At 45.1% G+C, this 20,638-nt stretch carries 21 protein-coding genes and 1 tRNA gene; 19 read left to right on the top strand and 3 right to left on the bottom strand.

Going from position 1 to position 20,638, the window contains the following annotated elements; all coding sequences use genetic code 11:
• The 11 genes from C7457_RS00005 to rpoC all read left to right on the top strand — a co-directional run.
• A partial coding sequence (locus tag C7457_RS00005) for an EF-Tu C-terminal domain-related protein (RefSeq protein WP_144444011.1) occupies positions 1–92 on the top strand: 92 nt, incomplete at its 5' end.
• A gap of 17 nt (positions 93–109) precedes the next feature.
• On the top strand, positions 110–274 hold the full coding sequence (gene rpmG / locus C7457_RS00010) for a 50S ribosomal protein L33 (protein ID WP_121169299.1): 165 nt from the start codon (positions 110–112) through the stop codon (positions 272–274).
• A gap of 21 nt (positions 275–295) precedes the next feature.
• A tRNA-Trp gene (locus tag C7457_RS00015) sits at positions 296–371 on the top strand.
• An 89-nt stretch (positions 372–460) separates the two neighbouring features.
• Positions 461–643 carry a preprotein translocase subunit SecE gene (gene secE, locus C7457_RS00020; protein ID WP_121169300.1) on the top strand — a complete coding sequence of 61 codons (183 nt, stop codon included), beginning with the start codon at positions 461–463 and terminating at the stop codon, positions 641–643.
• Between the two features lie 10 nt (positions 644–653).
• The gene (nusG, locus tag C7457_RS00025) at positions 654–1,394 is read left to right on the top strand and encodes a transcription termination/antitermination protein NusG (protein ID WP_121169301.1); all 741 of its coding nucleotides are present in this window, start codon (positions 654–656) and stop codon (positions 1,392–1,394) included.
• Between the two features lie 13 nt (positions 1,395–1,407).
• Entirely contained in the window at positions 1,408–1,833 is a 426-nt protein-coding gene (gene rplK, locus C7457_RS00030; RefSeq protein WP_121169302.1) for a 50S ribosomal protein L11, read from the top strand.
• Between the two features lie 58 nt (positions 1,834–1,891).
• Positions 1,892–2,614, top strand: a complete 723-nt coding sequence (gene rplA, locus C7457_RS00035) for a 50S ribosomal protein L1 (protein WP_121169303.1) — start codon at positions 1,892–1,894, stop codon at positions 2,612–2,614.
• 184 nt (positions 2,615–2,798) lie between these two features.
• Positions 2,799–3,338: a 50S ribosomal protein L10 gene (gene rplJ / locus C7457_RS00040; protein ID WP_121169304.1), complete on the top strand. Its 540-nt coding sequence runs from the start codon at positions 2,799–2,801 to the stop codon at positions 3,336–3,338.
• A 39-nt stretch (positions 3,339–3,377) separates the two neighbouring features.
• Positions 3,378–3,755 carry a 50S ribosomal protein L7/L12 gene (gene rplL, locus C7457_RS00045; protein ID WP_121170621.1) on the top strand — a complete coding sequence of 126 codons (378 nt, stop codon included), beginning with the start codon at positions 3,378–3,380 and terminating at the stop codon, positions 3,753–3,755.
• Positions 3,756–3,869: 114 nt separating this feature from the next.
• A complete protein-coding gene (gene rpoB, locus C7457_RS00050; RefSeq protein WP_121169305.1) occupies positions 3,870–8,204 on the top strand; it encodes a DNA-directed RNA polymerase subunit beta in 4,335 nt (1,444 codons plus the stop codon).
• Between the two features lie 54 nt (positions 8,205–8,258).
• A complete protein-coding gene (gene rpoC, locus C7457_RS00055) occupies positions 8,259–12,680 on the top strand; it encodes a DNA-directed RNA polymerase subunit beta' (protein WP_121169306.1) in 4,422 nt (1,473 codons plus the stop codon).
• Positions 12,681–12,776: 96 nt separating this feature from the next.
• On the opposite strand, the gene gatA is transcribed toward rpoC, so the two are convergent.
• From gatA to C7457_RS00070, 3 genes are read right to left on the bottom strand one after another with little or no spacing between them, the layout of a single operon-like run.
• Positions 12,777–14,240: an Asp-tRNA(Asn)/Glu-tRNA(Gln) amidotransferase subunit GatA gene (gene gatA / locus C7457_RS00060; protein ID WP_121169308.1), complete on the bottom strand. Its 1,464-nt coding sequence runs from the start codon at positions 14,238–14,240 to the stop codon at positions 12,777–12,779.
• Positions 14,241–14,249: 9 nt separating this feature from the next.
• A complete protein-coding gene (gene gatC / locus C7457_RS00065; RefSeq protein WP_121169310.1) occupies positions 14,250–14,540 on the bottom strand; it encodes an Asp-tRNA(Asn)/Glu-tRNA(Gln) amidotransferase subunit GatC in 291 nt (96 codons plus the stop codon).
• Positions 14,537–14,857: a cyclic-phosphate processing receiver domain-containing protein gene (locus C7457_RS00070; RefSeq protein ID WP_121169311.1), complete on the bottom strand. Its 321-nt coding sequence runs from the start codon at positions 14,855–14,857 to the stop codon at positions 14,537–14,539. The genes gatC and C7457_RS00070 overlap by 4 nt, the downstream gene beginning before the upstream one ends.
• A 26-nt stretch (positions 14,858–14,883) precedes the next feature.
• On the opposite strand from C7457_RS00070, the gene C7457_RS00075 reads away from it, so the two are divergent.
• The 8 genes from C7457_RS00075 to atpG all read left to right on the top strand — a co-directional run bounded on the left by C7457_RS00075 (position 14,884) and on the right by atpG (position 20,637).
• On the top strand, positions 14,884–15,090 hold the full coding sequence (locus tag C7457_RS00075) for a thiamine biosynthesis protein ThiS (protein WP_121170623.1): 207 nt from the start codon (positions 14,884–14,886) through the stop codon (positions 15,088–15,090).
• A 3-nt stretch (positions 15,091–15,093) separates the two neighbouring features.
• On the top strand, positions 15,094–15,519 hold the full coding sequence (gene ruvX / locus C7457_RS00080) for a Holliday junction resolvase RuvX (RefSeq protein ID WP_245939549.1): 426 nt from the start codon (positions 15,094–15,096) through the stop codon (positions 15,517–15,519).
• 205 nt (positions 15,520–15,724) lie between these two features.
• Positions 15,725–16,774, top strand: coding sequence for a tRNA 2-thiouridine(34) synthase MnmA (mnmA, locus tag C7457_RS00085; RefSeq protein ID WP_121169312.1), 1,050 nt, complete (start codon positions 15,725–15,727; stop codon positions 16,772–16,774).
• On the top strand, positions 16,759–17,196 hold the full coding sequence (locus tag C7457_RS00090) for a F0F1 ATP synthase subunit B (protein ID WP_121169314.1): 438 nt from the start codon (positions 16,759–16,761) through the stop codon (positions 17,194–17,196). The genes mnmA and C7457_RS00090 overlap by 16 nt, the downstream gene beginning before the upstream one ends.
• A gap of 8 nt (positions 17,197–17,204) precedes the next feature.
• Entirely contained in the window at positions 17,205–17,678 is a 474-nt protein-coding gene (gene atpF, locus C7457_RS00095; protein WP_121169316.1) for a F0F1 ATP synthase subunit B, read from the top strand.
• Between the two features lie 14 nt (positions 17,679–17,692).
• Positions 17,693–18,226 carry an ATP synthase F1 subunit delta gene (gene atpH / locus C7457_RS00100; protein ID WP_121169317.1) on the top strand — a complete coding sequence of 178 codons (534 nt, stop codon included), beginning with the start codon at positions 17,693–17,695 and terminating at the stop codon, positions 18,224–18,226.
• 27 nt (positions 18,227–18,253) lie between these two features.
• A complete protein-coding gene (atpA, locus tag C7457_RS00105; RefSeq protein WP_121169319.1) occupies positions 18,254–19,762 on the top strand; it encodes a F0F1 ATP synthase subunit alpha in 1,509 nt (502 codons plus the stop codon).
• Between the two features lie 14 nt (positions 19,763–19,776).
• Complete coding sequence (atpG, locus tag C7457_RS00110) at positions 19,777–20,637, top strand: ATP synthase F1 subunit gamma (RefSeq protein WP_121169320.1); 861 nt, start codon at positions 19,777–19,779, stop codon at positions 20,635–20,637.
• Position 20,638: the final 1 nt, after the last annotated feature.

A 20,638-nucleotide genomic window follows, 5' to 3' on the forward strand; every position in this document is an offset into this window, starting at 1 on the left:
AGCCGGTAGCTATAGAGGAAGGATTAAGGTTTGCTATCCGTGAGGGTGGAAGGACAGTAGGTGCTGGTGTTGTTACTGAAATTCTTGACTAATTAATGGGAGAGAGGAGATGGCAAAGAAAGGACCCCGTGAAGTAATACAGCTTGCCTGTACTGAGTGTAAGAGAAGGAACTACTCTACAACAAAGAATAAGAGGAATACTCCGGACAGACTTGAACTGAGGAAGTACTGTCCTTGGTGCAATAAACATACCTTGCACAGAGAGGTGAAGTAGGCTATATTTTCTACTGTAGGTAGGCCAGTAGCCCAATTGGTAGGGCTCCGGACTCCAAATCCGGCGGTTGGGGGTTCGAGTCCCTCCTGGCCTGCCACTTATTTTTTCCTTTTAAAAAAAGAAAAAATTTGTTAAAATCCATCCATCAATTCTAAAAATCCCCTGAAAATTTAAAGAGGTTTTACTATGTCTCCTTTTCAATTTTTAAAGGAAGTAAGAGAGGAACTCAGTAGGGTTACGTGGCCAGGTAAAGAAGAGGTAATAGAGGCGACCTTCGGTGTAGTCGTTTTCTGTGCTTTTGTTGCAGTTTACTTCTGGGTACTTGATCTGTTCTTCTCTAATGTCCTTGAGTTAATAATCGCAAAGTAAGGAGAAACCGATGGCAGAGAAAAAGTGGTACAGCCTTCACGTTCAGTCAGGCTTTGAGCACAGGGTAAAGGCTAATATAATGAAGGCTCTTAAAGAGGCAGGTCTTGAGGATAAGGTTGAGGAGATTTTCATTCCGGCAGTTGAGAAGGTTGTTTTTAAGGTAAAAGGTAAGGAAAAGGGGGAGCTCCCTTTAAGAGCTGAGGAACCAAAGGTTTTTGAAGTAGAAGGTGAGGATGGAAAGAAGGTCGTTTTTAGAGTTGAGGATGGAAAAGTTTGGGTTGAAGAGTGTCAGTGTGAGAAGAAGAAGTGTGAGCCGGAGAAACCTATAGAGAAGATAGGACAGAAGATAAAGTGTCCTGAAAATAAAGTTGAGGCTAAAATTGAGCTCCGCGACCGTCTTTACCCAGGCTACATCTTTATAAAGGCTGACCTTAACGAAGACCTTCAGGGGATAATAAGGAGAGTTCCTAGGGTTTTAGGCTTTGTAAGTGCAGGTGGAAGGCCCGTTATCGTTCCTGAGAGAGAGATTCAGGCAATTAGGGAGAGGATTAAGAAGGGAGTTCCGAAAGTTAGGAAGCTTAAGTACGATATCGGAGACAAGGTTAAAATCAAAGAGGGGCCATTTATTGGCTTTGAAGGGACAATTTCAGAGATTGACCCTGAGCATGGAAAGCTTATAGTTTTGGTGAACATTTTTGATAGGCAAACTCCGGTTGAACTTGAGTTTGACCAAGTAGAGAAAATAAGTTAATTCGGAGGAAGTCATGGCAAAGAAGGTAGTAGCTGAAGTAAAGCTGCAGCTACCTGCCGGAGAGGCCACTCCAGCGCCACCAGTAGGACCGGCTCTCGGTCAGCACGGCGTTAACATTATGGAGTTCGTTAAGGCCTTCAACGCGGCAACTGCAGACAAGAAAGGTTTAGTAATTCCTGTAATTATCACAATCTACGCAGATCGTTCCTTTGACTTCGTCCTCAAAACTCCACCGGCTTCAGTTCTCATCAAGAAGGCTGCCGGTATTGAGAAGGGAGCTCACATGCCAAAGAGGGAGTGGGTAGGACAGATTACAAAGGAGCAGCTCAGGCAGATTGCAGAGACAAAGATGCCTGACCTTAACTGTTACGACATTGAAACTGCAATGAAGATCATTAAGGGAACCGCTGAGAACATGGGAGTTAAGGTAGTTGACTAATCCTTTAAACCTACCACCGGTAGAGGTGGAAGGCTAAAAAGCCGACGGGAGGTAAGAGATGCCAAAGCACGGAAAGAAGTATATGAACGCTCTAGCTCTGGTTGACAGGAAAAAGCTCTATCCACTTAAGGAAGCTTTAGAGCTTGTTAAGAAGATGGCTGACGTTACAAAGAGGAACTTTGACCAAACTGTTGAAATGGCCGTAAGGTTAAACGTTGATCCGAAGTACCAAGACCAAATGGTTAGGGGAAGCGTTGTTCTGCCCCACGGTTTAGGAAAGGAGAGGAAAGTAGCTGTAATTGCTCAAGGTGAGAAGTTGAACGAGGCTAAGGAGGCCGGCGCTGATTTCGTAGGTGGTGATGACCTTATTCAGAAAATTCAGCAGGGTTGGTTAGACTTTGACGTCCTAATTGCTACTCCTGACATGATGGGTAAGGTCGGTAGACTTGGTAGAATCCTCGGTCCAAGGGGATTGATGCCTAACCCGAAGACGGGAACTGTTACTTTTGACGTAGCTAAAGCAGTAAAAGAAGCAAAGAGCGGTAAGGTAGACTTTAAGGTTGAAAAAGCTGGTATCGTTCACGCTCCGATAGGAAAGGTTTCTTTTGACGCTGAAAAACTCTATGAGAACGCAGTAGCCCTTATGAAGGCAATCTTGGCTGCTAAACCTTCAGGTGCTAAAGGACAGTACATTAAGACGATTGCTGTAGCTGCAACGATGGATCCTGGTGTTAAAGTTGACGTTTTTGATGCAGTTAACGCTGCACAGCAAGCAGAATAGGGTTGACACTTAGGAAAATTTCCATAGAATTACCGCCAGCGTTTACTGGCCGGTTGAAGAGGGTAGGTGCATAGGCTTAAACGCTCGTAAGAGCGGCCTACTGAGACCGGGAGAGATTCATTCCCGCCAACCTATGCCCTCCCTCTTCAAAGAACCGCCTTAAACCCCCAAAGGAGGGAGTCCGTTGAAAACGAGGAAATATAAAGAACAGATAGCAAAGGAACTTAAGGAGAAGTTTGAAAAGGCTTCCCTTGTTGTCCTTACAAACTTTCAAGGTATGACTGTTGCTGAAACAAACCAGTTAAGGCGTAAGCTAAGGGAAGCAGGTGCCGAATATAAGGTAGTAAAGAACACCCTTATGAGGTATGCATACCCTGGAACTCCTGTTGAGCAGATTAAGGACGCCTTTGTAGGACCTACAGGAATTGTCTTTGCATATGAGGATATCGTTTCTGCTGCCAAAGCTCTCAAGGAGTTCATGAAGGGAGAAGGTAAGGAGGAGCCTAAACTCAAGTTTAAGGCAGCCGTTGTTGAGGGTAAGGTTGCTGACTTTGAAATGATTAATCAGCTTGCTGAACTTCCATCAAGGGAAGAGCTCCTCGGTCAGCTTGCCTTTACCCTTAAGTACCCTGTTAACGCTATGGCGTGGAGCCTTGAAAACCTATTTACAAAGCTTGTTGCAGTCCTTGAAAACGTTAAGTCTGAAAAAGAAGGAGCAGCTTAAAAACTTTAAAAATATTAAGGAGGAAGTAAGATGGCTGAAATCACAAAAGAGCAGATCATTGAAGCTATCAAGAACATGACTGTACTTGAGCTAGTTGACCTCATCAACGCTATTAAAGAGGAGTTTGGCGTTTCAGACATGCCTGTAGTTGCCGCAGGTGCTGTTGCAGCTCCAGGTGCTGCTGGTGGAGCGGCTGCTGAGGAGAAGACTGAGTTTGACGTTATCCTCAAGTCTCCAGGTGCTAAGAAGATCAACGTTATTAAGGTTGTAAGAGAGATTACAGGACTTGGCCTTAAGGAAGCTAAGGAGCTTGTAGATAACGCTCCAAAGCCAGTTAAGGAAGGGGTTTCCAAGGAAGAAGCTGAGGAGATCAAAAAGAAGCTTGAAGAGGCTGGAGCCGAAGTAGAAATTAAGTAACCACTTGAAATTTTGCCTAGAAGGTAATATAATTTATCAGCTGGGAGACTGCCTTATGGGGTAGTCTCCCTTCTGCTATTTAACCCCAAAAAACTCTCGCAGGAAGAGGAGACTATGGGAAAAGTTCAAAAAACCACCCCCACGCCACAAAAAGAAAGAATAACTACCTTCCCAAGAAAAAGTTTCGCAAAAAGGGAAGAGATTTATCCGGTTCCAGACCTTCTTCAGTTTCCCTTTGAGTCTTACGAAAGGTTCTTACAGTTAAACAAAGCTCCCCATGAAAGGGAAAATGTAGGTCTTGAGTCTGCATTTAGACAGGCTTTCCCGATTATTGATGAATCAACGGGAGTTGAGATTCACTATAAAGGATACGAAATCGGTGACTGGTACTGTAAGTGTGGAAGGTTTCAGGGGCTTGGCGGAAAAGGAGTTGTCTGCCCCAAGTGTGGAATGGAAGTTGTGTTCAGACCTAAGTACACTCCCGATGAGTGTAAGGAGAGGGGAATTACTTACAGTGCTCCTTTAAGGGTTCTCTTTGAGCTACACGTATGGCAAAAGGATCCAAAGACGGGAGAGAAGATAGCTCCAATCATCAAAGAAAATAAGATGTACTTTGGGGAAATTCCCCTTATGACCGATAGGGCCACCTTCATAATCAACGGAACCGAGAAGGTGGTCGTAAGTCAGCTCCACCGTTCTCCAGGTCTGTTCTTTAAAAACGAAGTTTCAAAGACAACCCAGGTTGCAAGGATTATTGATATAGCAAGCATTATCCCTGCAATGGGATCCTGGCTTGAGTTTGAAATTCCTTACAACGATATTCTCTACGCAAAGATAGATAGGAAGAGAAGGTTTATCGGTACTTACCTTCTTAGGGCTTTTGGCCTTAAGACTGATGAAGAGATATTGAGCGTCTTCTACGGTGATGCTATAGAGACTCTCAGGGTGGAGAATGGCGAAATAGTTGACGCTGAAACTGGAGAGGTTAAGAAACCTGAGGAACTTACAGATTATTACCTGGTTTCAGACGTAGTTGATCCTGAAACTGGAGAGGTTATTCAGGAGGCCTACGAGGAGCTCTCAACGAGTTCAAGGAAACTTCCTGAAGGAGCCGAGTTTAAAGCAATAAGTAAGAAGAAGACTCCATACGGAGCCGTAATAGTTAATACCCTTAGAAAAGAGAAAAGGGATAGGGTTCGCGAGAAGATAGAGGACCCTCTCATTGCCGCTTACGTTGAGATCTTCAGGAAGGTTCGTCCTGGGGATACTGCAACTGTTGAAGGAGCGAGGAAGCTCTTTGAATCAATGTTCTTCAGCACTAAGAACTACGACCTATCAAGGGTTGGTAGGGCCAAAATTAACGAAAAGGTCTATCCAAAGGAGAAGTTAGAAAAATTAACCAAAGAAGACCTTAAACAGATAGAGTGGTTACCTCCTCTAAGGCTTGCAGAGGACATCCTTAACGAAGAAGGAGACATCGTTGTTCCTAAGGGAACCTTAATAACCCCTGAAGTTGCCCTTAAACTTGCCGCTCAGGATAAGGAAGAGTTTAAAGTAGAGCCAGATTACGATGATGCTGGAAGGATTCTCCACAAGGCGGATATTGTAGGTGCAGTTAAGGCTTTAATGGAAGTTCATGCTGAAATCCGTCCCTACGACGACATTGACCACCTCGGAAACAGAAGGGTAAGGGGTGTTGGAGAGCTTGCAGAGATAGCCTTTAAATCGGGACTCTTTAAGCTTGAAAAAGCGGTAAAGGAGAAGTTGGCAGTTGCAGATATTGATTCTGTAATGCCTCAGGACTTAATAAATCCAAGGACTGCCCTCAATCCCCTTAAGGAGTTCTTCACTTTAACCTCCCTTTGCCAGTTTATGGACCAGACGAACCCCCTTGCCGAGACGACCCACAAGAGGAGGCTTTCTGCTCTAGGTCCTGGTGGACTAACGAGGGAAAGGGCAGGATTTGAGGTCCGTGACGTTCACCCCTCACACTACGGAAGGATCTGTCCAATTGAGACTCCCGAAGGCCAGAACATCGGTCTTATTAACTCACTTACAACTTACGGAAGGATTAACTGGCTCGGCTTTTTAGAGACTCCTTATAGGAAAGTTGTTAACGGAAAGGTTACTGATGAAATCGTTTACATGACTGCCGACGAGGAGGAGAACTACGTAATAGCTCAGGCTAACGCTCCTGTTGATGAGAACGGCTACATTAAGTCTGATACTGTAATGGCCCGCCATAAGGCGGAGTTTAAGCTGGTTAAGAGGGAAGAAGTCCAGTTCATGGACGTTTCTCCAAAGCAGGTATTTTCCGTTTCTTCTTCGTTAATTCCATTCCTTGAGCACGACGACGCAAACAGGGCCCTTATGGGTTCTAACATGCAGCGTCAGGCAGTTCCGCTCATTAAGACAGAGGCTCCCTTTGTTGCAACTGGAATGGAGAAAGAGGTTGCACTCTACAGCCGTAGTGCTGTAGTTGCCAAGCGTTCAGGTGTTGTAGAGAGCGTTACTGCAGACAAGATAATTGTCAAGGTTGATCCAGAGGAGATTGAGGAGAGCGGTCTTTCTGTTGATACCGGATTTGACGTTTACAACCTCAAGAAGTTCCAGAAGTCAAACCAGAAAACCTGTATAAACCAGAGGCCAATAGTTAAGAAGGGTCAGAGGGTTAAGAGAGGTCAGATTATCGCCGACGGACCTTCAATGGAAAATGGAGAGCTGGCCCTCGGTAAGAACGTCCTTGTAGCCTTCATGCCGTGGAGAGGTTACAACTTTGAGGACGCCATCTTAGTTAGCGAAAGGCTCTTGAAGGACGACGTCTATACCTCTATACACATTCAGGAGTTTGAGTGTGAAGCAGTAGAGACGAAGTTAGGAAAAGAGGAAATTACCAGAGACATTCCTAATGTTTCTGAGTCGGCCCTTAGGCACCTTGATGAGTCTGGAATAGTTAGGATTGGAACTTACGTTAAGCCTGGAGATATTCTCGTCGGAAAGGTTACTCCTAAAGGTGAGCAGGTCTTAACTCCTGAGGAGAAACTCCTTCAGGCAATCTTTGGAGAGAAGGCTAAAGGAGTTAAGGATACCTCCTTAAGGGTTCCCCACGGAGTTGAGGGAGTTGTAATTGACGTAAAGATCCTCTCTAGGAAAGGAGAGGAGAAGGATCCTAGAACTCAGCTTATTGAGGCTGAAGAGAAGGCAAAGCTTGAGAGGGAAAAGCAGGAAGAGATTAACCTTATTAAAAAGGACAGGGATAGGAAGGCGGCTGAGCTTATTCTCGGTAAGAGGGTAAGAGAGGACGTTTACGATGCTGCTGGAAACCTCTTAATCTCCGCTGGTGAGGAAATTACAGAGGATAAAGTTGATGAGCTTGTCTTCTTTGCCCTCAGGAAGCCTTCAATAATTGACGATGAGAAAGTAGTTGAGGAGCTTAAGAAGATTAGGCTCAGGGCCGTTGATAAGATTGCCTTAGTGGAGAACATCTACGAAGAGAAGAAGGCAGCAATTGAGATGGGTCATGAGCTGCCGGCAGGCGTTAACAAGAAGGTTAAGGTTTACATAGCCACAAAGCGTAAGCTGACGATCGGTGATAAGATGTCAGGTCGCCACGGAAACAAAGGTGTTATTTCCCAAATTAGGCCTGTTGAGGATATGCCCTTCCTTGAGGATGGAACTCCTGTAGACATTGTTCTTAACCCTCTCGGCGTTCCCTCACGTATGAACGTTGGACAGATACTTGAAGTTCACCTTGGGCTTGCTGCTAAAGAGCTTGGAAAGAAGATAGAGAGGTTGATGAAAGAAGGTTTAGATAAGGTTCGTCAGGAGATTAAGGCTATCTACAACGATGAGAGGATTAACAAGCTGATTGATAGCCTTTCTGATGATGAGCTTAGAGAGGTTGCTAAGAAACTCTCTAAGGGAATCAGGTTTGAGTCTCCGATATTTGACGGAGCTACAGAGGAGGAGATTAAAGCTCTACTTAAGAGGGCAGGGCTTCCTGAAACAGGACAGCTTACCCTCTACGATGGATTAACCGGAGAGCCTTTTGACCAGGACGTTACAGTTGGTTATATGTACATGCTCAAGCTAATTCACCTTGCTGACGATAAGATTCACGCCCGTTCAACGGGTCCTTACTCCCTCATTACACAGCAGCCTCTCGGTGGTAAGGCTCAGTTTGGAGGACAGAGGTTCGGTGAGATGGAGGTGTGGGCACTTGAAGCTTACGGTGCAGCCTACACCCTCCAGGAGATGCTAACCGTCAAGTCTGACGATGTTGAAGGACGTTCAAGAGTTTACGAGGCAATTGTTAAAGGTAAGTACTCCTTTGAGCCGGGACTTCCTGAGTCCTTCAACGTTCTTGTTAGAGAACTCAAAGCTCTCGCCCTTGACGTTAAGTTCATAAAGGAGCTTGAGGAAGAAGAGGGCGAAGGAGAGGTTAACTAAGAACTTTTCGGGGGCTTTGTCCCCCTTTTAAACCCCCCTTAGGAGGAGCTCAAAGTGAGCAAAAGAGAAATCGTTTTTAGTGAAGAGCCGAAAACTTTTGACTTTGATGCAATTGAGATAGGTCTTGCTTCTCCCGAAAAGATTAGGGAGTGGTCTTACGGTGAGGTTAAGCTTCCTGAGACTTTAAACTACAGGACTTTAAAGCCTGAGAAGGACGGTCTCTTCTGTGCGAGGATTTTCGGTCCTGTAAGGGACTGGGAGTGTCTGTGTGGAAAGTACAGGGGTTCTAAGTACGCAGGAGTTATCTGTGATAGATGTGGTGTTGAGGTAACCCTTTCAAAGGAAAGGAGAAGAAGGTTCGGTCATATAGAGCTTGCTGCTCCCTGTACACATATATGGTACGTAAAATCTGTTCCAAGTAAGATAGGAGCTCTTTTAGGGCTCTCCGTAAGGGAAGTTGAAAGGGTTGTTTACTTTGAAAGCTACATCGTTCTTGACCCTGGAGATGAGGAGGAAACAGGCCTCAAGAAGTTCCAGCTCCTTACTGAAGAGGAGTACAGGGAAAAGGTTGAGGAGCTCGGAGAAGAGGCCTTTGAGGTTGGAATAGGTGCTAAAGGTATAAAGGAAGCCCTTAAGAGGGTTGACCTTGAGGAGCTTGCCGAGGAGCTGAGAGAAGAGATTAGAATGTACTCCGGTGAGATTTCCTCAATTAACGCTGACCTTCAGAAGAAGCTCCCTAACGTCTTTAAGGCGGCAGTTGAGACCCTTTCCTACTACACAGGTCTATCTGAAGACACGATTATAGGTATCGTTAAGAACGTTTTAGTTGTAGTTACAGATCCAGGGGATTCTGGACTTGAGAAAGGCCAAATCATTGAGTATAACGACTTTAAGAAGCTTAAAGAGAAGTTCAACATAGAGGTAGAAAAGGGCGGTAAGGCTCTTGACTGGTACGTTGACTTCCTAGTTGAACAGGGAAAGATTCAGAGTAAAGAGCTTGTAAAAGAAGAGATTAGGAGGGCTACGAGGAAGGATACAACAGAGGCAAAGCTTAAGAAGTTAGTTAGAAGGTTAAAGATTGTTGAGTCCTTCCTTGGCTCAGATAACAAGCCGGAGTGGATGGTCCTTGAGGTTCTTCCCGTTCTTCCTCCAGAGCTCCGTCCCTTAGTTCCTCTTGAGGGGGGAAGGTTTGCAACTAGTGACCTTAACGACCTCTACAGGAGAGTTATAAACAGGAATAACCGTTTAAAGAGGCTCCTTGAGCTTGATGCGCCTGAGATAATCGTTAGGAACGAAATGAGGATGCTCCAGGAGGCAGTAGATACCCTCATAGATAACGGCAGGAGGGGAAGGCCGGTTAAGTCCTCAAAAGGACATCCTCTTAAGTCCCTCTCTGACGTTTTAAGGGGTAAGCAGGGAAGGTTCAGGCAGAACCTTTTAGGTAAGAGGGTTGACTACTCTGGTCGTGCCGTAATCGTTGTTGGTCCAGAGCTTAAAATGCACCAGTGTGGCCTTCCTAAGATTATGGCACTTGAGCTCTTTAAGCCCTTTGTTTACAGGCGCCTTGAAGAGAAGGGTTACGCCAATACGATTAAACTTGCAAAGAAGATGGTTGAGAAGCAGGAGCCTGAGGTTTGGGAGTGTCTTGAGGAGGTTATTAAGGAACACCCAGTTCTCCTTAACAGGGCTCCTACACTTCACAGGGTTTCTATTCAGGCATTTGAACCTGTTTTAGTTGAAGGTAAGGCTATTCAGCTTCACCCTCTTGTGTGTACTGCTTTCAACGCCGACTTTGACGGCGACCAGATGGCGGTTCACGTTCCGCTCTCTCTGGAGGCACAGTTAGAAGCCTATACCCTGATGCTTTCAACTCAGAACATTCTTTCTCCTGCCCACGGTAAGCCTCTAGCAGTTCCATCTCAGGATATGGTTCTTGGCCTTTACTACATGACCCTTGAAAAACCTGGTGCAAAGGGTGAAGGTAAAGAGTTTGCTGACTTTGATCAGGTTCTAAAGGCCCTTGAGCTTGGAGAGATAGAGCTCCACGCCCGCATAAAGGTAAGGGTACCTGCCAATAAGACTGAAAGTGGAAAAGAGGAAGTAGTTACTACAACTGCAGGAAGGGTAAAGTTCAACACCTTACTTCCTGAGAACTATCCTTTTGTAAACAAGGTAATGACAAAGAAAGCAGTTGCTGCCCTCATTGCAGATGTCCATAAGAAGTTAGGTAACGAAGTAACTATTGACATGCTAGACAGATTAAAGGAGGCCGGTTTCGTTCAGGCTACCCTTGGTGGTCTCTCAATTGCTATTGACGACCTCCACATTCCACCTACTAAGAAAGAGCTCATTGAGAAGGCAAGGAAAGAGGTCCTTGAGATTGAAGAGGGCTACAGGAAAGGCCTCCTTTCAAAGGATGAGCGTTACAACAAGATAGTTGATATCTGGACGAGGGTTACCGAGCAGCTTACAAAGGACATGATGGATTACATGAGGAGCCACGATATTAACTCTAGGGGAAGGTTGCCAAACGACGGTACTTTTAACCCTGTGTTCATGATGCTTTCCTCAGGAGCCCGTGGTAGCCAGACGCAGATTCGTCAGCTTGCCGGAATGAGGGGTCTTATGGCTAAACCTTCCGGTGAGATTATTGAGACCCCGATTATCTCCAACTTCCGTGAAGGACTAACGGTTCTTGAGTACTTCATCTCAACCCACGGAGCTAGGAAAGGTCTGGCCGACACAGCTCTTAAGACTGCAGATGCCGGTTACCTTACGAGGAGGCTTGCCGACGTTGCTCAGGACGTAATTATCACGATGGAAGACTGTGGTTGTGAGGACGGAATAGAAGTTTCAGCCCTAATGGAAGCCGGTGAAGTTGTAATTCCCCTTTCTAAGAGAATTGCAGGCCGCTACGCCGCCGAAGATGTGGTTGATCCAATAACTGGAGAAGTTTTAGTAAGGAAGAATGAGGAAATTACGGAAGATATAGCTCAGAGAATTGAAGACCTTGGTATAGAAAGTGTTAAGATACGTTCAGTTCTTACCTGTAGAGCTCCATTTGGAGTATGTTCAAAGTGTTACGGTAGAGACCTTGCAAGACAAAGACCAGTCCAGCTTGGAGAGGCTATCGGTATTATTGCAGCCCAGTCAATCGGTGAGCCCGGTACTCAGCTTACGATGCGTACCTTTCACATCGGTGGTATTGCTATGAGGGGTGCTGAGGCTTCTGAGTACAGGGCAAAGCACGATGGAGTTGTAAAGATTATCAATGCCAACACAATTACCGACTCTGAAGGTAGAGTTATCGTTATAAACAGGGCTGGGAAGATAGCCGTTATTGACGAAAAGACCGGGAAACACCTTGAAAGGTACGATATTCCTTACGCTGCGGTCCTTAAAGTTAAAGATGGTGATAAGGTAGTAAAAGGACAGATACTTGCAGAATGGGATCCTCATGCCATTCCGATACTTGCCCTAAGGAGTGGAATCGTAAGGTTTAAGGACGTTATCCCCGGCGTTACAGTCTCTGAGACGGAGCCTGTTGTCCTTGAGTACAGGACTCTTCCTTACGAGCCTACCATTGAGCTCCTTAACGATGAAGGGGAAGTCGTTGACTTCTACCCGCTACCCGTTGGTGCAAGGATCATGGTTGAAGAGGGTCAGAGGGTTGAGATTGGAGCTCAGCTTGCGAGACTTCCGAGGAAAATCGGAGGAACAAAGGACATTACAGGAGGTCTTCCAAGGGTTGCTGAGCTCTTTGAGGCCAGGAGGCCTAAGGATGCAGCAATCCTTGCAGAGATCAGCGGTAAAGTCTACGTAGAGACAGAGAGGAACAAGATAATAATTACAATCGTTGACCCTGAAACAGGGGTTAAGAGGGAGTACGAAGTTCCAAAGGGTAAGTACATCTACGTAAGGACTGGAGACTACGTTAAAGCCGGTGAACCTCTAACCGACGGACAGTTCAACCCTCACGATATACTCAACATCCTTGGAGAGAGGGCAGTTGCAAGGTTCCTCCTTGACGAGATTCAGTCGGTTTACCGCGCTCAGGGTGTTGACATTAACGATAAGCACTTTGAAGTAATTATTAAGAAGATGCTCTCTAAGGTTAGGATTGAGGACTCTGGAGATTCTAACTACCTCGTTGAGGAAGTTGTTGACAGGGATGAGTTTGAAAGGGTAAGGGAGCAGCTCTTTAAGGAGGGTAAGAGGCCTCCAAAGGCAAGGCCGGTCCTTACAGGTATCACAAAGGCCGCCCTCTCTACACCTTCATTCATCTCTGCAGCCTCCTTCCAAGAGACTACAAGGGTTCTCTCTGAGGCTGCAATTGCAGGTAAGAGGGATTACTTAAGGGGCCTCAAGGAGAACGTTATTATCGGTAGGCTAATTCCCGCTGGAACCGGAAGAAAAGAGTATAGAAAGGTTACCTGGGACTACTGCGAGAAGGAAGAACAGGGAGTTAGCGAATAACCGAGAAGTTTGAAGCTAAATTCAGCCCCGCCTCGCGCGGGGCTTTTTTATTTTATAGTGAACCTGCACGGAAGGAAGAGTACGGGGCGAGTATAGTTAAAGGGATGGAGTAAGGTTAAGGGAGAGCTCCTTTTCTACTGTGTGGGCAACTTTTAGAATTGTTTCTTCATCAAAAGCTTTTCCGATTAGCTGGAGTCCAATTGGAAGGTTCTTACTATCAAATCCGCAGGGAATAGATATCGCCGGAAGTCCTGCAAGGTTCACGGCAATCGTGAAGATGTCTGAGAGGTACATCTTTATAGGGTCGTCCGTCTTCTCTCCTATTTTGAATGCGGTTTCTGGAGTTACTGGGGTAATGAGGAAGTCTACCTCCTCAAAGGCCTTTTGGAAGCCCTGGTAAATTAGAGTTCTAACTTTTTGAGCCTTTAAGTAGTAGGCGTCGTAGTATCCGGCGCTTAGAGTGTAGGTTCCTATCATTATTCTCCTTTTAACTTCGTTTCCAAAACCTTCAGCCCGGGTCTTCTTGTACATGTCTATCAAGTCTTTGTAGTCTTTTGCTCTGTAGGTGTACCTTACTCCGTCAAACCTTCCCAAGTTTGAAGAGGCCTCTGCTGGGGCAATTATGTAGTAGGTCTCTACTGCGTACTTCGTATTAGGTAGGGAAACTTCAACTATTTCAACTCCGAGGGATTCCAGCTTCTTTACTGCGCTTAAAACGGCCTCTTTAACTTCAGGATCAACTCCCTCTATGAAGTACTCCTTTGGTAGACCTGCTTTAAGGCCTTTTACCTCCCCGTTAAGAGCCTCAAGGAAGTTGGGAACCGGAACTTTTGCTGAAGTTGCATCCTTTGAGTCCTGACCTGAGATAAGGTTTAAAAGGTATGTTGCATCCTCTACGTTCTTGGTTATAGGGCCTATCTGGTCAAGTGAGGATGCAAAGGCGGTAAGTCCATATCTTGATACCCTGCCGTAAGTCGGTTTTAGACCTACAACTCCGCAGAACGCAGCCGGCTGTCTGATTGAACCTCCGGTGTCTGAACCTAAAGAAGCAATGGCAGAGCGGGCGGAAACTGCTGCGGCGCTACCTCCCGAAGAACCTCCAGGAACCCTTTCTAAGTCCCAGGGGTTTTTTGTAGGGCCGAAGTATGAAGTCTCGGTTGAGGAACCCATTGCGAACTCGTCAAGGTTGTTCTTACCTACAAATATTGCTCCTCTTTCCCTTAACCTTTTAACGACTGTAGCATCGTAGGGAGATACGAAATTCTCAAGCATCTTTGAGGCGCAGGTCATCCTTACGCCTTCAACGTTTATGTTGTCCTTTATTGAGATTGGGATTCCAAAGAACTCCGGCACTTCATCTTCATTGAGTCTTGTAAGTTCTTCATCAAGGATTTCAGCCTTTTTGCGGGCTTTCTCTTCAAAAACGGTTATGTAGGCGTTGAGCTTAGATTCTGTCTCCTCTATTCTTTTAAGGAGCTCCTCCAAAACCTCGCTAGGCTTAACCTCTTTTTTCTTTATAAGTGTGTGGAGCTCTGTCAAACTCTTATTTATAAGTTCCATTTCCTCCTCCTATTTCTTAACAACTTTTGGAACTATGAAGTACTCACCGTCGGTTTCAGGTGCGTTCATAAAAACTTTTTCCCTTGGTAAAGACACAGATGGGACGTCTTCCCTGAGTACATTTTCAGGTGGAATAACGCTGAACTTCGGGTCAATTCCCTCTGTGTCAAGCTCGTTTAACTTCTCAACGAAGGAAAGAATTTCTGACAGCTCCTTCCTAAACTTTTCAACTTCTTCTTCCTTTAATTCAATTCTTGCAAGGTGGGCGATGTGTAGAACTTCCTCTCTACTCAGCTTCATCTCCTACTCCTTAAATAGGCTTTTATCCTCCTTCCGACCTCTTCAATCTCGTATCTCATGATAGGGTCGGAGGAGTGGCTAACAATTTTAACATCAGGGTTAAGTTCAACCTCTCCGGTGTATACTGCCTCTTCAAGCCACTTAATGAAGTCTATTCCGTTTCCTCCAAAGTAAGAGTACTCCTCAAGGTAGTTATCAAGGTCAAGGACTTCTATCTCCTTCCCGTATCTCTTTACTAAATCTTTTAGCTGATTTACCGTCTTAACTCCTGTGTAACCTGGGGGTGGTTCTCTCCAGTCATCAAGGTATACTTTCAATGAAAACCTCCTTAAGGGAGTTAACCGTGGGAAAAATTTTAGTTGAACTTGAAGGAAAAGAAAGGGAAGTTGAGTTTAAAGGGAAGAGGATAAGGGTTGATAGGTTGCTTGACCTCCTTAACATCTACCCTGAGACGGCGGTTGTAGTAAAGGGGAAAGAGCTCCTTTGTGATGACGACCTCCTATCGGACGGGGAGAGAGTTAAGGTAGTAGTAGCAACCTCAAAGGGGTAGAAAATGAGGGTAATGGCCCTTGATGTCGGTTTTAAAAGGATAGGAGTGGCCATTTCAGACCCTCTGGGCCTTACAGCTTCACCCTACACCATTATACATAGGAAGAGTAATAGGGAGACTTTTAAGGAGCTCTTAAGGATAATTGATGAAAAGGGAGTTGGAAAAATAGTTGTAGGGATTCCTGTTAATAGGGAAGGGAAAGTTACTCAGATCGGCCAGAAGATAAAGAAATTTGCCTCAAAACTTGAAGAATTCTTAAAGGAAGAGGGAAGAAAAGTTGAGATAACCTTCTGGGATGAAGCTTACTCTACAAAGGAGGCTCAAGAGATCGCAAGGAGCTTGGGAAAGAAGAAAGAGGAACTTGACGACTACGCGGCAGCTCTAATTCTAAGGGAGTTCCTTGAACAATTGCAGTCTAAAGGGCAGTAGCATAGATTAATAATCCCTAACTTTACCTCCTTATGGGGTTGACAAAACCGATATTGATAACTATTATTATTAACAGACACCCCCTATCCCCCTCCCTCCTCCCCATAAGTCTTTAAGGGGCGCCTCAGGCGCCCCTTCTTTTTTTCTCTCTTGGGAAAGTTCTATAAAATTCTGCACTAATAAATTGAGAAATTAGGTTATAAGTATGGGAAAGAGAGTTTTACTTGGGTTCAGCGGCGGAGTTGATAGCTTTTACAGTGCCTATCTACTGAGAGAGAAGAGTTTTGACGTCCACTTGATTTACTTTAAGCTCCTTAAAACGGCAAATCCAGAGAGGGTTAGAAAGAGTGCTGAACTCCTTAAACTTCCTCTAACAGTTATAGACCTATCAGATGAGTTTAGAAAGGCGGTAATAGATTACTTCATCCGTTACTACAAGTTGGGTCTAACTCCGAACCCCTGTGCAGTGTGTAATAGGGAAATAAAGTTAAAGTACCTGTACAGGTTGATGAAGGAGCTCTCCTTTGACTTTATTGCAACCGGCCACTACGCAAGGGTAGTTTACGTTCCGGAGTTTAGGAGGAACCTAATTTCAAGGGGAGTAGATAGGAGGAAGGAGCAGTCTTACTTCCTTTCCCTTGTAGAGAGAGAAGTTTTTGATTCTTTACTCCTCCCTTTAGGTGATTTTACTAAAGAAGAAGTTGTAAAGAGGGCAAAAGAGCTAGGGTTTGAGTATAGGGGGGAGAGTCAGGATATATGCTTTATTCCTGGAGAGTATACAGAGTTCCTTAAAAGGTTCATAAAGCCAAGACCCGGTTACTTTAGGCTCAGAGATGGAACCGTTCTTGGAAGGCACAAAGGCCTCTTTTACTACACCGTTGGTCAAAGGAGAGGACTTGGAATTCCCTATAAACATTCCCTCTACGTCCTAGAACTCTTACCGGAGGAGAATGCTGTAGTTGTTGGAAGTAAGGAAGAGATTCTGAAGGATGAGATTTTAGTTTGGAAGTTAAACTGGCACGTAAAACCTGAAGAACTTGTGGGTAGAGAAATTGAAGTTCAGATAAGGTATAGGGCGAAACCGGTAAAAGTTAGAGAATTAAAGTATTTAAATTCTGACTTTTATTGTGTAAAATTAGCGGCGAAAGTAGAAGCTCCTGCTCCGGGGCAGGTCTGCGCCTTTTACAACGGAGATCTGCTTATCGGAGGGGGAGAAATTACAAGGGAAGGAGCCGGGAGATGGAAGGAAGCATAGTATCAATAGACTGGACGCTGGCCGTCCAAGCAGTCAACTTCCTGGTTTTTATGGTTTTAATTAACAAGTTCCTCTTTAAGCCCCTCCTTGAGCTTATGGAGGAGAGAGAGAGGGAAGTTGGGGCTGTTTACTCTGAAGTTGAAGCTTTGAAAGAGAAGGCAAATTCCCTCTTTTCACAGGTTGAGGAGCTCCTAGCAAGGGCAAAGGAAGAGGCTAAAGCGAAAATTGATGAGGCCGTAAGGGAAGCAAGAGAGGAGAGGGAAAAGATACTTTCTGAAGCTCAAGAAGAAGCTCTCAAGAAGGTAGAGAAGGCTAAGGAAGAGATTTGGAAGTCCTTTGAGGAAGAGAAGGCTAAGCTTGAGAAGGAAGCTGAAAGGATAGCAGAGGAGATAGTTAAGAAAATTCTTGGAAAAGTTGCTTAGGGGGAGATATGGAACACGGAGGACACCTTCTATTTTGGAAGACCGTAAACACTATAATCCTCTTCGCAATCCTCTATTGGCTTCTTAGGAAACCTGTTTCAAACTTTATTTCAAACGGTATTGATTCAATAGTTAATAAGTTTGAAAAGGCAAAGAAAGAAAAAGAAGAAGCTTTAAACTTGCTTAAAGAAGCTGAGAAGAAGCTAGAAGAGGCTAAAGAGGAAGCTCAGAGGATAGTTTCCTACGCTGAAGAAGTGGCTCAGAGGGAGAAGGAACAGATAATAAGTGATGCGAAGCAGACTGCCGAAAGGGTTATAAAGATGGCAGACGAGGAGATTGAAAAGGAAGCTTACAAGGCCAAAGAGGAGCTTAAGAAGTTTGCAGTTCAGAAGGCAATTGAGATTGCCGAAGGAAGGATAAAGTCGTCTATTACTCCTGAGCTCAATAAAAAACTTATAGAGTCAAGTCTTGAAAAGCTTTAGGAGGGGTCAAGTAGATGAGACCGGAAGTTAGAATCGCCAGAAGGTACGCTAAAGCCCTGGCAGAGGTTTTACCAGACGAGAAGTTGGAGAAAGTTTTAAAGGAGGTTGAAGCTCTCCTTCAGTTCTTTGACGAGAAGGCTCTAAAGTACTTTAAGAGCCCCGTTGTGCCGGTTGAGAAGAAGAGAGTTCTCCTTGAGCAGGTCCTTTTAAAGGTTGAAGTTACTGACGAGCTAAAGAAAATCCTCCTCTTGATGGCTCGGAGAAACAGGTTAGGCCTTCTAAAGGACTTCAAAGAGGAGTTTGAGAGCTTCGTAAACTCTAGACTCGGTATCGTAAAGGCAGAGATTACTTCAGCCTCTGAACTTGACCAAGAGACTCTGGACAAGATAGCGAAGAAGATAGAGGAGCTCTTCGGTAAGAGAGCAGAGATAGTTGTAAAACTTGACCCCTCCATAATAGGTGGTTTCATAGTTAAAGTCGCCGATAAAGTCCTTGATGCTTCAATAAAGACTCAGCTGGAAAACTTAAAGAAAGCTATTGCAGATTAACATAAAAACAGATAGCGAGGTGGAAAGATGCAACTGAGGGCAGAAGAGATTTCAGAGTTAATAAGGAAGCAGATTGAAGAGTTTGAATCCTCTGTAAAGCTTGATGAAACGGGAATCGTTATCAAGGTCGGTGACGGAGTCGCAAGGGTTTACGGTCTTGAGAACGTTGAATTTGGAGAAGTTGTAGAGTTTGAAGATGGCACGGAAGGTGTTGCTTTTAACCTTGAAGAGGACAACGTAGGTGTTGTTCTCCTTGGTGAAGGAAGAGGTATCGTTGAAGGAGGAAAGGCTAAGAGGACTGGAAGAATCCTTGACATGCCTGTTGGTGACGGCCTCATTGGAAGGGTTCTTGACCCTCTAGGAAATCCGATAGATGGAAAGGGAGACATTGAGTACGTTGAAAGAAGAGCAGTTGAGCGTATTGCTCCTGGAATTGTTACGAGAAAGCCGGTTCATGAACCTCTCCAAACGGGTATTAAAGCTATAGACGCCCTGATTCCAATCGGAAGGGGACAGAGAGAGCTTATCATTGGTGACAGGCAAACCGGTAAAACAACCATTGCCGTAGATACAATCCTCAACCAGAAGAGGGAAGGGGTTATCTGCGTCTACTGTGCAGTAGGCCAGAAGCGTTCAACTGTTGCCCAGACTGTTCAGCTCTTAAAAGAGCTTGGCGCTATGGATTACACAATAGTTATTTCTGCTACTGCATCTGACCCTGCTGCCCTCCAGTACCTTGCTCCTTACGCAGCCTGTACTGTTGCCGAGTACTTTAGGGATACAGGAAGGGCAGCTCTCATAGTTTATGACGATCTCTCAAAGCAGGCAGTAGCCTACCGTGAAATGTCACTCCTCCTCAGGCGTCCACCTGGAAGGGAGGCTTACCCTGGAGACGTCTTCTACCTTCACTCAAGGCTCCTTGAAAGGGCAGCAAAGCTTAACGATGAGCTTGGAGCAGGTTCTCTTACAGCTCTTCCAATAGTTGAAACGAAGGCTGGAGACATTTCAGCTTACATTCCAACAAACGTAATTTCAATTACGGACGGACAGATCTTCCTTGAAACAGACCTCTTCTACAAGGGTCAAAGGCCAGCCATTAACGTTGGTCTTTCTGTTTCAAGGGTCGGTGGTGCTGCTCAGATTAAGGCTATGAAGCAGGTTGCAGGTAAGCTGAGACTTGAGCTTGCAAGGTATAGGGAACTTGAAGCCTTTGCCCAATTTGCTTCCGACCTTGACCCTGCTACAAGGGCACAGCTTGAGAGGGGTAGGAGGTTAATGGAGCTCCTCAAGCAGCCTCCTCACAAGCCAATTCCCGTTGAAAAGCAGATTGTTGCTTTCTTTGCTGCTATTAACGGCTACCTTGATGACCTTCCTGTTGAGGCAGTTACGAAGTTTGAGTGGGAGCTCTACGCATTTATGGATGCTAAGTACTCTGACGTTCTAAACGAGATTCTTGAGAAGAAGCAGCTTGACGATGAGCTTACGGAGAAGCTCCACAAGGCTATTAAGGAGTTTAAGGCCACCTTCACCGCTTAATTGGAGAGGTAAAAATGCCTGGAATGAGAGAAATTAAAGCTAAGATAAAGAGCCTTAAGGGGACTAAGCGGATTACTGCCGCTATGAAGGCAGTGTCCGCTGCTAAACTCCGTAAGGCTCAGGATGAGCTCTTTAACGTTCGCCCTTACGCTGAAGTAATGAAGGGGATAACAGAAGGGCTCTACTTGAGGGAAAACCCAGCCATCCACTCAATCTTTAAGGTAAGGCCTGTTAAGAGGATAGAGCTTGTCGTTATCTCTTCCGATAAGGGACTCTGTGGTGCCTTTAATGCAAATATAATAAGGAACGTTAACAGATTTGCCCGTCAGAAGATAGAAGAGGGCGTTGAAGTCAGCTTAACTACCGTCGGTAATAAGGCGACTCAGTTCTTTACGAAGTACTCTGATTTAAATGTGAGGAAATCTATTAAGGATATCTTTAGGCGTATAGGCCTTCCTCTAGCTCAGGAGATAGCTTACGACCTTTACCTCGGCTATACTTCTGAGTACTTTGATGAGGTTTTCCTCGTATATAACAAGTTCTACAACGCCTTAAAGCAGGAAGTTACTTTTGAAAAGATTATGCCCCTTTCTGTAGAGGTTGAGGAGGGAACTCCCGTAGCTGAGTATACGGTAGGTCCCGATGAGAAGGTAGTTGAAGAGGCAGTTAAGGCGTACGTTTCCGCCGCTGTTCTAAGGGCCCTTAAGGAGTCTGAGACTTCTGAACATGCAGCTAGAATGACAGCAATGGATAACGCTACGAAGAACGCAGAGGATCTAATTAGGAAGTTGACTATCTCCTTTAACAAAGCACGTCAGGCTGCAATCACTAAGGAGCTCATTGAAATTACAACTGCAATAGAGGCAATGAAATAAT

Origin of the sequence: Thermovibrio guaymasensis (assembly GCF_003633715.1) — a bacterium.
Lineage (GTDB): Bacteria > Aquificota > Aquificia > Desulfurobacteriales > Desulfurobacteriaceae > Thermovibrio > Thermovibrio guaymasensis.